Origin of the sequence: Rhodococcoides trifolii (assembly GCF_014635345.1) — a bacterium.
In the GTDB taxonomy this organism is placed as follows: Bacteria; Actinomycetota; Actinomycetes; order Mycobacteriales; family Mycobacteriaceae; genus Rhodococcoides; species Rhodococcoides trifolii.
Map to the genome: position 1 here is coordinate 1261077 of NZ_BMCU01000002.1, position 12629 is coordinate 1273705.

General features: G+C 66.6%; 9 protein-coding genes. All 9 read left to right on the forward strand.

The annotated features are described in order from the left end of the window. The first annotated feature begins 27 nt into the window (after positions 1 to 27). The 9 genes from IEW02_RS13100 (at position 28) to IEW02_RS13140 (ending at position 12629) form a co-directional block, all read left to right on the forward strand. Positions 28 to 978, forward strand: coding sequence for a M56 family metallopeptidase (locus IEW02_RS13100; RefSeq protein ID WP_188545168.1), 951 nt, complete (start codon positions 28 to 30; stop codon positions 976 to 978). A 278-nt stretch (positions 979 to 1256) separates the two neighbouring features. After that, positions 1257 to 2798: a DEAD/DEAH box helicase gene (locus IEW02_RS13105; protein WP_229745982.1), complete on the forward strand. Its 1542-nt coding sequence runs from the start codon at positions 1257 to 1259 to the stop codon at positions 2796 to 2798. Between the two features lie 112 nt (positions 2799 to 2910). After that, entirely contained in the window at positions 2911 to 4359 is a 1449-nt protein-coding gene (gene gnd, locus IEW02_RS13110) for an NADP-dependent phosphogluconate dehydrogenase (protein WP_188545169.1), read from the forward strand. Beyond that, positions 4356 to 5240, forward strand: a complete 885-nt coding sequence (locus tag IEW02_RS13115; RefSeq protein ID WP_188545352.1) for a DMT family transporter — start codon at positions 4356 to 4358, stop codon at positions 5238 to 5240. Before gnd ends, IEW02_RS13115 begins: the two co-directional genes overlap by 4 nt. A gap of 28 nt (positions 5241 to 5268) precedes the next feature. Continuing rightward, positions 5269 to 6705 (forward strand): GuaB1 family IMP dehydrogenase-related protein, encoded by a 1437-nt coding sequence (locus tag IEW02_RS13120; RefSeq protein WP_188545170.1) that lies wholly within the window; start codon positions 5269 to 5271, stop codon positions 6703 to 6705. Positions 6706 to 7035: 330 nt separating this feature from the next. Then, positions 7036 to 8415, forward strand: a complete 1380-nt coding sequence (locus IEW02_RS13125; RefSeq protein WP_188545171.1) for a hemolysin family protein — start codon at positions 7036 to 7038, stop codon at positions 8413 to 8415. Then, positions 8408 to 9496 (forward strand): hemolysin family protein, encoded by a 1089-nt coding sequence (locus tag IEW02_RS13130; RefSeq protein WP_188545172.1) that lies wholly within the window; start codon positions 8408 to 8410, stop codon positions 9494 to 9496. Before IEW02_RS13125 ends, IEW02_RS13130 begins: the two co-directional genes overlap by 8 nt. Continuing rightward, positions 9493 to 10389, forward strand: coding sequence for a 3-methyladenine DNA glycosylase (locus tag IEW02_RS13135; protein WP_229745983.1), 897 nt, complete (start codon positions 9493 to 9495; stop codon positions 10387 to 10389). The genes IEW02_RS13130 and IEW02_RS13135 overlap by 4 nt, the downstream gene beginning before the upstream one ends. A 65-nt stretch (positions 10390 to 10454) precedes the next feature. Continuing rightward, positions 10455 to 12629, forward strand: a complete 2175-nt coding sequence (locus IEW02_RS13140) for a malate synthase G (protein ID WP_188545173.1) — start codon at positions 10455 to 10457, stop codon at positions 12627 to 12629.

A 12629-nucleotide genomic window follows, 5' to 3' on the forward strand; every position in this document is an offset into this window, starting at 1 on the left:
GGCAGTGAGTGAGCAGTCATGGAGGACGTGAGCGCAACGACAGCGCTGGTGTTCGCGGTGCTGGCGCTCGTCCTGGCAGGCCCGGTTCCCGCCCTCCTCGCCCGTGCCCGGTGGCCACACCGCACTCCGCGCGCCGCATTGGTGCTGTGGCAGGCCATCGCGCTGGCCGCAGTGCTGTCGGCCTTCAGCTCCGGCCTTGCCATCGCGAGCCAGTTGCTCGTACCCGGCGCCGACGGCAGACCGACCACCGCACCCACCGCCGAAATCGATGCCCTCGGCCTCCCGCTCTGGATTCTCTACGTCGTCGTACTCGCCATCACGTTGGTGATCGGCGCTCGACTGATCTACGCGTCGTCTCTTGTCGCGGTGCGAACCCGGCGCCGCCGCGCCCGGCACCGGATGCTCGTCGACCTGCTCGACTGTGGATCGGCGTCGACCCCCGGGTGCCACGGAGCGGATATTCGGGTCCTCGACTCCGAGGAGCCGATCGCATACTGCCTTCCGGGACTGAGACAGCGGGTCGTCCTGAGTGAAGGCACCATCGCCAACCTCGACCGTGTCGAACTCACCGCCATCCTCAGCCACGAGCGTTCGCACCTGCGCGCTCGTCACGACCTCGTACTCGAAGCGTTCACCGCCGTCAACGAAGCCTTTCCACGCATCGTGCGTAGCCGATCCGCCCTCGGCGCCGTGCAACTTCTCGTCGAACTGCTCGCCGACGATTCCGCGGTCAAGGTCACCGGCCCCCGCCCCCTCGCGCGGGCCTTGGTGGCCTGCGCGGGGTCGGCAGCGCCGAAAGGCGCCATGGCAGCGGGCGGTCCGAGCACCCTCGTGCGTGTTCAACGCCTGGGCGGCGCTGGGCCCGACCGAGCAACGTCCGTCGCCGCGTACGCGGCAGCTGCGGGCATCCTGGTGGTTCCGACCGTCTACGTGGCCGTGCCGTGGCTGACCGAACTGTCGCGTCTTCTCACCCGCTGACGGACGCGGGCGGAGTCGATTGGCTCACAGGAGTCGAGCGAAAGCGCTGACGCCCTGTACTGTTACCAGTGGTTCACAACCGAACCGTCCATTTTTCGATATGGCACATAACGCGCTGCGCCCAGTCAGTACTGCAGTGTTGTGACACCTTCCATTTGCGCCCGAGCACCGCTTGCGCATCGATGACCAGGTGAAGAGTGCCCTGGCTCGTCTCTCTTACGCGACCGTAGAAGGTCGCTGCTTCGCGACGCGCCTGCAACCCGAGAGGTACCACCGCGTTGACAAGCGCAGACACCACAATTTCCTCCACCACATCCATCGACGTACCGGCCGATTCCGAGATCACCTTCGCTGACCTCGGACTTCCCGCAGCCATCGTCAGCGCGCTGGCACGCAACGAAATCACCGTGCCGTCCCCCATCCAGAAGATGGCGATCGCCGACGCGCTCGAAGGCCGAAACGTGTTGGGCCGCGCCCAGACCGGATCCGGCAAGACGCTCGCGTTCGGTCTTCCGATGCTCACCCGCCTCGCCGGCCGCGACGATCGTCCGGCAGCCAAGCGCCCCCGCGCTCTGGTCCTGGTGCCGACCCGTGAACTTGCGTTCCAGGTCGTCGATTCGCTCACCTCGTACGCGTCGGCCCTGGGCCTGACCGTGCGTCCCGCCGTCGGCGGCACCCCGTTCTCCCGCCAGGCGGACCAGCTTCGCCGCGGCGTCGACGTTCTCGTCGCGACGCCCGGAAGACTGAACGACCACCTGCGCCAGGGCACCTGCGTCCTCGAGAACGTAGAGATCACCGCCCTCGACGAAGCCGATCAGATGGCCGACATGGGGTTCCTGCCCGAGGTGCGCGACATCCTCGGACAGACCGCACAGAACGGGCAGCGCCTGCTGTTCTCCGCAACGCTCGACCGTGAAGTGCAGTCTCTGGTCCGCCAGTTCCTGGCCGATCACGTGCAGCACTCCACCGGTGACAGCAAGGCCGCCGTGGAGTCGATGGACCACTACGTCCTCAACGTGGGCCGCGGGCAGAAGGACATCGTCCTCGCCGAGATCGGTTCGCGCGAAGGTCGCACCATCATGTTCGCGCGCACCAAGCTCGGATGCGAAGGAATCACCGATCGCCTTCGCGCAGTGGGCATTCACGCCGAATCGCTGCACGGCGGCAAGGCTCAGAACCAGCGCACCCGCGTGCTCGAGCGGTTCAAGACCGGCCGCACCCCCGTCCTCGTCGCCACCGACGTCGCCGCCCGCGGCATCCACGTCGACGGCATCGATCTCGTCGTGCACGTCGATCCGCCCGCCGACCACAAGGACTACATGCACCGCGCGGGCCGCACGGCACGCGCAGGCGCAGCCGGCACCGTGGTTGCCATCGCACTGCCGAACCAGCGCCGCACCATCAGCAAGCTCACCGGCATGGCCGGCGTGAAGGTGACGTCCGTCGACGTCGCACCCGGCTCTGCCGAACTGATGTCGATCACGGGCGCCAAAGCTCCCAGCGGCGACCCCATCCGCGAGTCACCGCGTCGTGAACGCCCCACCGGCGCAAGCCGTTTCGGTACCGATTCGCGTCGCAGCACCGGCGGCTACCAAGGCCGCGAGGAGAACCGTCGCAGCACCGGCGGCTACCAGGGCCGCGAGGAGAACCGTCGCAGCACCGGCGGCTACCAAGGCCGTGACGAGAACCGTCGCAGCACCGGCGGCTACCAAGGCCGCGACGAGAACCGTCGCAGCACCGGCGGTGGCTATCAAGGCCGCCCGGATGCCACCGTACGAACCGGTGGATTCCGCAGCCGCGCAGCGGGAAGCACCGACTGAGCTTCGGTCGAACCTCGACGAAGCGGGACATCGGCAGTTGCCGGTGTCCCGTTTTTCGTCGTCTCGGGCTGTCCGAGTTTCCAATTTTCCCCGCGCAGGGAAAGCTGTAGTCATGACTTCTTCGGATTCGTCCACGCTCGCCCAGATCGGGGTCACCGGCCTCGCGGTCATGGGCTCCAACATCGCACGCAACTTCGCCCACCACGGGTTCACCGTCGCGCTCCACAACCGCAGCATCTCCAAGACCGACGCGCTGCTGAAGGAACACGGCGACGAGGGCACGTTCATACGCTCGGAGACCATCGAGGAGTTCGTCGCCAGCCTCGAGAAGCCACGGCGCGTGCTGATCATGGTGAAGGCGGGTGACCCCACCGACGCGGTGATCGAGGAGCTCGCCGGCGCGATGGAAGAAGGCGACATCATCATCGATGGTGGCAACGCCCTCTACACCGACACGATCCGCCGCGAGGCGGCCATGAAGGACCGCGGTCTGCTGTTCGTGGGCGCAGGAATCTCCGGCGGCGAAGAAGGTGCCCTCAACGGCCCATCGATCATGCCCGGCGGACCCGTCGACTCCTACAAGGCTCTCGGGCCCCTGCTCGAAGAGATCTCCGCGAAGGTCGACGGCACCCCGTGCTGCACACACATCGGCCCGGACGGGTCCGGCCACTTCGTCAAGATGGTGCACAACGGCATCGAATACGCCGACATGCAGCTGATCGGCGAGGCCTACAACCTCTTCCGCGACGCCCTGGGCTACTCCCCCGCACAGATCGCCGACGTCTTCACCGAATGGAATTCGGGCGACCTCGAGAGCTACCTCGTCGAGATCACCGCCGAGGTCCTGAAGCAGGTCGACGCGAAGACGGGCAAGCCTCTCGTCGACGTCATCGTCGATGCGGCCGAGCAGAAGGGCACGGGACGCTGGACGGTCAAGGCCGCTCTCGACCTCGGCGTGCCCGTCACCGGTATCGCGGAGGCGGTGTTCGCGCGTGCACTGTCGGGATCGCGTGCTCAGCGCAAGGCAGCTGTCGGGCTGGCCTCGGGTTCTCTCGCCGACAAGCCGACCGACGCCGAGCAGTTCACACACGACATCTCCCGCGCGCTGTATGCGTCGAAGATCGTCGCCTACGCGCAGGGATTCGACCAGATCGCCGCGGGCAGCGCCGAATACGACTGGAACCTGCACCCCGGCGACCTCGCCACCATCTGGCGCGGTGGGTGCATCATTCGAGCGCGTTTCCTGAACCGCATCAAGGACGCGTACGACGACAACGCCGAACTGCCGTCCCTGATTCTCGCGCCGTACTTCCGCGAGGCCATCGAGAACGCAATCGACAGCTGGCGACGGGTCGTGGTCACCGCCGCGTCCCTCGGCATTGCCGTCCCGGCGTTCGCGTCCTCGCTCGCGTACTACGACGCGTTGCGCGCCGAGCGTCTGCCCGCCGCGTTGACTCAGGGCCAACGCGACTTCTTCGGCGCACACACCTACGAGCGCATCGACGCCGAGGGCAAGTTCCACACGCTCTGGAGCGGTGACAGGTCCGAAGTCGAAGCCTGACCGACGTGCCGATCGCCGCGGTCGTTCTCTCGCTGGTGGCGGCGCTGCTCTTCGCGTGCGGCGCCGTCGCCCAGCAGAGTGCCGCGTCCGCGGTGCCCGACGGTCGATCTCTGGTCTCCGGTCTCGTCAGCAGCAGACGCTGGTGGGCCGGACTGGTCGGTGACGCCGGCGGGTATCTCGTGCAGGTCGCTGCACTCGCGGTCGGATCCGTTCTGATCGTGCAACCTTTGTTGGTGACCATGCTGCTCTTCGCACTGCCCCTGTCGGCGAGGTTCTCCGGGTTGACCATGCGTCGCTCGACATGGGTGTTCGCATCCGTGCTCGCCGCATCGCTCGTCGTATTCCTCGCGGTCGGCAACCCGACCGAGGGCAACTCCGACGCACCATGGTCGCAGTGGGCACTTCCGCTCTGCGTGGTCGTGGGCGTGTGCGCCGCAGCGACGGCGGGGGCCTTCGCGATCCGTGACCCGCGCTGGCGCGCCCTGCTTCTCGGGTCCGCGGGCGGCGTTCTGTTCGGAGTGGCCGTCGCGTTCACGAAGTACGTGACCGACCTCGTCGGTGACGGCCTGCTCGAGGCTGCGACGGCGTGGCAGACCTGGGCACTGGTCGCATCCGGGGTGATCGGCTTCTATCTGCAGCAGAAAGCTTTTCAGGTCGGGCCGCTGGCCGCATCGCTTCCCGCCGTGACGGTCGGAGAACCGATCGGTGCCGCGGTACTCGGGATTGCGGTTCTCGACGAACGCCTCCGCACCGGGGGTGTCGGGTTCGTCGTGGTCGGCGCCGCGGTCGCGGCGATGATTGCGAGCGCGATACTGCTGTCCCGAGTCCAGGCCGTGGTCGGCACCGACGACCTCGGCCCCGTCGCGCACGATTCCGCGTAACGGCCCGAACCGCGTACCCTCGTACAACGTGCAATTCCTTCCCGGACCGCAGCCGCCGTACGACCTCACCTACGACGATGTTTTCCTCGTCCCGAATCGAACCGATGTCACGTCGAGATTCGACGTCGACCTCTCCAGTGTCGACGGTTCCGGCACCACGATTCCGATCGTCGTCGCCAACATGACGGCTGTCTCCGGGCGCCGGATGGCCGAGACCGTCGCGCGCCGCGGTGGCATCGTGGTCATTCCCCAAGACCTCCCCACCAGCGCCGTCGCCGAGACCGTGGCGTTCGTGAAGTCGCGTGATCTGGTCGCGGACACGCCGGTGAGCCTCGCTCCCGACGCGTCGGTCTCCGACGCGCTCGCCCTCATGCACAAACGGGCCCACGGGGCCGTCGTGGTGGTGGCCGACGATCGTCCGATCGGGGTGGTGACCGAGAACTCCTGCGCCGACGTGGACCGCTTCGCGCGGTTGGGCACCGTCGCCTCGTCGACCTTCGTGACCGCCCCGGTCGACACCGATCCGCGCGCGGTGTTCGAGATGCTCGAGAGCCGGCACGAGGATCTCGCCGTGCTCACCCGCGGCGACGGAACGCTGGCCGGGGTCCTGACCAGGACGGGAGCGCTGCGTGCCGAGATCTATCGCCCCGCGACGGACAGCAACGGACAGTTGCGCATCGCGGCGGCGGTCGGCATCAACGGCGACGTGGGCAGCAAAGCGAAGGCGCTCGTCGACGCGGGTGCTGATCTCCTCGTTCTCGACACTGCGCACGGCCATCAGCAGAAGATGCTGGAAGCCCTCCGGTCCGTCGCGGACCTCGGTCTCGGGGTTCCCATCGCCGCCGGCAACGTCGTGTCCGCCTCGGGCACGCGTGACCTGATCGAGGCCGGAGCGGACATCGTGAAGGTCGGTGTCGGCCCCGGCGCCATGTGCACCACCCGCATGATGACCGGCGTCGGTAGGCCGCAGTTCTCGGCCGTGCGCGAATGCGCATCGGCAGCAAGGGAACTGGGTAAGCACGTGTGGGCGGACGGTGGCGTGCGGCACCCTCGGGACGTGGCCCTCGCCATCGCCGCGGGTGCAGCGAACGTGATGATCGGATCCTGGTTCGCCGGCACCTACGAGTCGCCCGGCGACCTCCGGGTCGACTCGTCCGGGAACGCGTACAAGGAGAGCTTCGGGATGGCATCCAAGCGCGCGGTCGCAGCGCGCACGGCGGCCGACAGCGCCTTCGATCGCGCACGCAAGGGCCTGTTCGAGGAAGGCATATCGAGTTCGCGTATGCGTCTGGATCCCGAGCGCCCGGGTGTTGAAGATCTCATCGACCACATCTGCGCCGGTGTCCGCAGTACCTGCACCTACGCGGGAGCGCGCTCGTTGGAGGAACTGCACCGCGACGCCGTGCTGGGAGTGCAGTCTGCAGCGGGCTTCGCGGAAGGGCGGCCCCTGCCTGCCGGGTGGTGACCAACCGAGTGCGCGGAGGCCGGCCGGATCGATTGGCGGGAAGGCCGGAGGCCGGCCGGATCGTTTGCCGAGTCCACGAAACGTCGCGTCGCCGGTACAGTAAGCACACACCGCGCGGTCAGTTTCCTGTTTTGCTGACCCGTCACGCCCTACAGCAGTGTCTATCGAAAGGACCACGGTGCCCGCGGCACCTACTCTCACAGCCCCCGGTCCTTCCGACTCCGGCGACACGTCGAGCGCCCCCACTTCGGAGGGTTCCTCTACCGAGCCGGGTCTCGAACCCGGCGATCCTCCCCAACTCTCGTTGCTGTGCATGCGCGGTGACGTCCAGTGACCGTCCTGATCACCGTTGCCAGCCTCGTCGGTTTCGTCGCACTCACCGCCGGCACTGCCATCTTCGTCTCGGCCGAGTTCTCGTTGACCGCCCTCGAACGCAGTACGGTCGACGCCCATGCGCGCGACGGCGACAGACGCGCCCGGCAGGTGCAGCACGCGCACAAGACGCTGTCGTTCCAGCTCTCCGGTGCGCAGCTCGGTATCACGATCACCACGCTGATCACGGGATACATCGCCGAACCCGTTCTGGCGCGGTTCATCACCCCCGGACTCACCGCCCTCGGGGCCGACGACGATCTGGCCGGTGGCATTTCCCTCGCTCTGGCTCTGGTCATCGCCACCTCGGTGTCGATGGTGTTCGGTGAGCTGGTACCCAAGAACCTGGCGATCGCAGCTCCACTGAAAACCGCACGCGCGACGGCCGGCCTGCAGGCCGGCTTCTCGCTGGTCTTCAGATGGGCGATCAACGGGCTCAACGGAACCGCGAACTGGATAGTTCGCCGCCTCGGCGTCGAACCTGCCGAAGAACTGCGATCGGCGCGATCACCTCAGGAGCTCGGCTCGCTCGTCCGGAGTTCGGCGGAACAAGGTTCGCTCGACGAGGGCACCGCGTTGCTTGTGGACCGGTCGTTGCAGTTCGGCGAACGCAGTGCCGAGGAACTCATGACTCCGCGCGTCAAGATCGAGACCCTCGCCGCCACCGACACCGTCACCGATCTCATCGCCGTCGCCGCCCGTACCGGGTTCTCGCGTTTTCCGATCGTCGACGGCGACCTCGACGACACGCTCGGTGTCGTGCACATCAAGCACGCCTTCACCATTCCGACCGCTGCGCGCCCCACCACCGAACTGAGCACCTTGGCCCAACGCGTTCCCAACGTCCCCGCGAGCCTGGACGGCGATTCCGTCATGGACCGGGTGCGGGCCGACGGAATGCAGGTGGCCCTGGTCGTCGACGAGTACGGCGGCACTGCAGGCATGGTGACCATGGAGGACCTGATCGAGGAGATCGTCGGCGACGTGCGCGACGAACACGACCAGCCGGAAATCGACGTCCAGCGTACGGACGACGGGTGGTTGTGCTCGGGTCTGCTCCGCATCGACGAGGTCGACGAGGCGACCGGCTACGCAGCGCCCGAAGGCGAGTACGACACCCTCGGCGGACTGGTGTTGACCCAGTTCGAGCGTATTCCGGAGGAAGGCGAGCAGGTCGCTCTGCCACCGATGCTGCGCGACGCCGAGTCCGACGATGCCGGTGGGTGGATCGCCACGGTCACCGCGATGGACGGTCGGCGCATCGATCGCATTCTGATCCGACCGGTCCCGCAGGACGAACTGGCGCAACTGGCGGCAGCAGGTGCGAACGATGAATGACTTCTACGGTGTCCTTCTCGCCGCCGTGCTGCTGCTGCTCAACGCCTTCTTCGTGGGCGCCGAGTTCGCGTTGATCTCCGCCCGACGCGACCGCTTGGAAAACCTCGTCGCGCAAGGCAAGAAACGCGCGCAGACGGTCATCGAGGCAGGCCAGAACCTGTCGTTGATGCTCGCCGCTGCTCAGCTCGGCATCACGATCTGCTCGATCCTGCTGGGCCGTGTCGGTGAACCCGCGGTAGCGCATCTGATCGAAGCGCCGCTCGACCTCGTTCACGTCCCCGAGGCGCTCCTGCACCCGATCGCGTTCGCCTTCGCACTCGCGCTGGTGGTCGTGTTGCACATCCTCATCGGTGAGATGGTGCCCAAGAACATTGCCATCGCCGGGCCCGAGAAGACGGCGATGCTGCTCGTTCCGATTCACCTCGTCTGGCTCAAGGTTGCACATCCCTTGATCGGTTTCTACAACATCAGCGCCAACCTGGTCCTGCGCGCGTTGCGAGTCGAGGCCAAGGACGAGTTGAGCTCGAGCGTCTCGGCAACGGAGTTGTCGGAGATGATCGGCGAATCGCGATCGGAAGGTCTGATCGACGAGGGCGAACACCGGCGGCTCCGTCAGGCACTCGAGACCACCGGCCGGACGGTGCGAGACGTGCTCATCCCGCTCGACCTCGCTCGGACAGTCGTCGCCGGCCCGTCCGGACCGACGCTGGGTGCCATCGAGGCCGCCGTCCGGGAGACGGGCTTCTCGCGATACCCCGTGCGCGCCGAGAACGACGGGCTGATCGGTTACCTGCATCTGAAGGACGTTCTCGATCTGATGGCCGACGAATCGGCCGGCCCGGACTCGGTCATCCCACGCGCAGACGTTCGTCCGCTGCCCATCGTCGACGTCTCCACTCCGTTGGACGAGGCGTTGTCAGCGCTCCGGCGACAACGTTCACACCTCGGAGCGGTGGTCGAGAAGGGTGTCGGAACCATCGGCATCGTCGCTCTCGAGGACGTCGTGGAGGAGTTCGTGGGGACCGTGCGCGACGGCACGCACCGAGGCGACGATTTCGTACCGGGGTCACGGAACGCGTGAGAACGACCGACGTGGAGTTCACGGTGCTCGACGAAGTCGAGTGGACCACGCGGCGGTCGGCGCATCGTGAGCACGTCGACGCGCTCGTCGGGGCCTACGCCGAGGGTCGTCGACACGGACGGTCGCATCCGGTCCTGGATTTCCTCTTCACGTACTACAACCTCAAACCCGGTCTGCTGCGCCGGTGGAGTCCAGGATTCGGAACGGTTCTGACCGGTGCCGGTGCCGACGACTTCGTCGGCTCGACCGGTTTCGAGGTGGATCGATCGTTCGAGCAGTCGGCGGTCCGTGTCTCCGACGAGTTCCTGGTCCGCCGCCGCTCGACACTCGAGTTCGTGGAGCACCTGACGCGGGTCACCGCCGCTCGCGAACCGGTGCTGAGATGCTTCGGCCTGCACGAGTGGGCGATGGTCTATCGCGGCGACCCGGCCTCCGTTCGCCACGACGTGCCGCTGCGTCTGGGGCCGGCCGCAACCGACCGGGTAGTCGAGTCGGCTCAGCTCGGGTGCACTCACTACGACGCGTTTCGATTCTTCACCCCCGAGGCCGCACCGTTGAACGCACGTGTTCTCGCCCGTGCGGATCAGCTCCGTCTCGAACAGCCGGGGTGTCTGCACGCCAACATGGACCTCTACAAATGGTGCACCAAACTCGCCCCCCTGGTTCCGTCGGACCTGGTTCTGCGGTGCTTCGAACTGGCACTGCGGGCACGGGAGCTCGACATGCGAGCAAGTCCGTACGACTTGAGAGACCTCGGGTACACACCCGTCGAAATCGAGACCGCAGCGGGACGAGCCGAGTACGTTCGGGCGCAGGCGACGGTGTCGGCCGAGGCGGCTCCGCTGCGCGAGGAAGTGTCGCTGCTCTGCCGACGATTGCTCGCTTACCAGTGAGTAACATGTTCTCCTGTCCAGCGCGGGCGCAACGTCCGTGACGAACGAAGCGAAGTGAGGCATTCATGACGGAGAGAACGCAAGTCGGTAACTTGCAGGTGGCCACGGTGCTCTACGACTTCGTGGAGAAGCAGGCGCTGCCCGGCACAGGTGTCGACTCCGCCGCGTTCTGGTCCGCCACCGAAAAGCTCATCGACGACCTGTCGCCGAAGAACCGCGTTCTGCTCACCACCCGCGACGAGATCCAGGGCAAGCTCGATGCGTGGCACTCCGAGCACCCGGGAACCGGATACGACCGGGCCGAGTACAAGGCGTTCCTGAAGGAAATCGGGTACCTCGAGGACGAGCCCGCCGACTTCCACATCACCACGGACGGCGTCGACACCGAGATCACCACCACCGCGGGCCCCCAGCTCGTGGTGCCAGTTCTCAACGCCCGCTTCGCCATCAACGCGTCCAACGCACGGTGGGGTTCGTTGTACGACGCGCTGTACGGAACCGACGCCATCTCGGAGGAGGACGGCGCCGAGAAGGGCACGTCCTACAACAAGGTCCGCGGCGACAAGGTCATCGCGTTCGCACGCAAGTTCCTCGACGACACGGCGCCTCTCGCATCCGGGTCGCACGTCGACGCCACGAAGTACGCCGTCGACGGAGACGCCCTGGCGGTCACCCTGTCCTCCGGTGAGACGGTCGGCTTGGCGGACCCCGCCCTGCTGCTCGGGTACACCGGTGAGCCGTCCGCCCCGACCGGAATCCTGTTCGTGCAGAACGGTTTGCACTTCGAGATCCAGATCGACGCAGAGAGCCCGATCGGCAAGACCGACGCCGCCGGCGTCAAGGACGTCGTGCTCGAATCGGCCGTCACGGCCATCATGGACTTCGAGGACTCGGTTGCCGCCGTCGACGCCGACGACAAGGTGCTCGGGTACCACAACTGGCTCGGCCTGATGCGCGGCGACCTGACGGAGGAGGTCAGCAAGGGCGGCAAGACCTTCACCCGCACGATGAACCCCGACCGCGTCTACACCGCGCTCGACGGCTCCGAGCTGTCGCTCCACGGACGGTCGCTGCTGTTCGTGCGCAACGTCGGTCACCTGATGACCAGCGACGCCATTCTGGACAAGAACGGAGACGAGGTGCCCGAGGGCATTCTCGACGCCTTGTTCACATCGTTGACGGGCATGCACAGCCTGCAGGACGGAACGGCACTGAAGAACAGCCGGACCGGTTCGCTGTACATCGTGAAGCCGAAAATGCACGGGCCGGACGAGGTCGCGTTCACGAACGAACTGTTCGGGCGGGTCGAAGGCGTTCTGGGACTGCCGACGAACACTCTCAAGGTCGGCATCATGGACGAGGAGCGCCGGACCACGGTCAACCTCAAGGCCTGCATCCTGGCCGCGAAGGAACGCGTCGTGTTCATCAACACCGGCTTCCTCGACCGCACCGGAGACGAGATCCACACCTCGATGCTCGCCGGCCCGGTGGTGCGCAAGGCAGAGATGAAGAAGCAGAAGTGGATCGCCGCCTACGAGGACTTCAACGTCGACACCGGTCTGGCCGCCGGGCTCGAGGGCAAGGCTCAGATCGGCAAGGGCATGTGGGCGATGCCGGACCTCATGCACGACATGCTCGAGCAGAAGATCGGGCACCCGAAGGCCGGCGCCAACACGGCGTGGGTTCCCTCGCCGACGGCGGCCACGCTGCACTCCCTGCACTACCACCAGGTGGACGTGTTCGCCCGCCAGGAGGAGATCGCGAAGTCCAAGCGGGCATCCGTCGACGACATCCTCGAGATCCCCCTCGCTCCGTCGACTGACTGGTCGGGCGAGGAGAAGCGCAACGAACTCGACAACAACTCCCAATCCATCCTCGGGTACGTCGTCCGGTGGATCGACCACGGTGTCGGCTGCTCCAAGGTTCCCGACATCGACGATGTCGCTCTGATGGAAGACCGTGCGACACTGCGTATTTCGAGTCAGCTGGTCGCCAACTGGCTGCGTCACGGCGTGGTGACCGAGGACGAGGTCGTCGAGTCGCTGAAGCGGATGGCGCCGGTGGTCGATCGTCAGAACTCGGGCGATCCCACCTACCGCAACCTGGCCGAGGATCCGGATTCGAACATCGCGTTCCTCGCCGCTCGGGACCTGATCCTCGAGGGCACGTCGCAGCCGAACGGCTACACCGAGCCGATCCTGCACGCACGCCGCCGCGAGTACAAAGCCGCGAACGCATAG

Bases quoted from the DNA above. Each gene is read 5' to 3' on its own strand.
- IEW02_RS13130 (WP_188545172.1), top strand. From the start codon at position 8,408: ATGAATGACTTCTACGGTGTCCTTCTCGCCGCCGTGCTGCTGCTGCTC.
- IEW02_RS13140 (WP_188545173.1), top strand. From the start codon at position 10,455: ATGACGGAGAGAACGCAAGTCGGTAACTTGCAGGTGGCCACGGTGCTC.
- gnd (WP_188545169.1), top strand. From the start codon at position 2,911: ATGACTTCTTCGGATTCGTCCACGCTCGCCCAGATCGGGGTCACCGGC.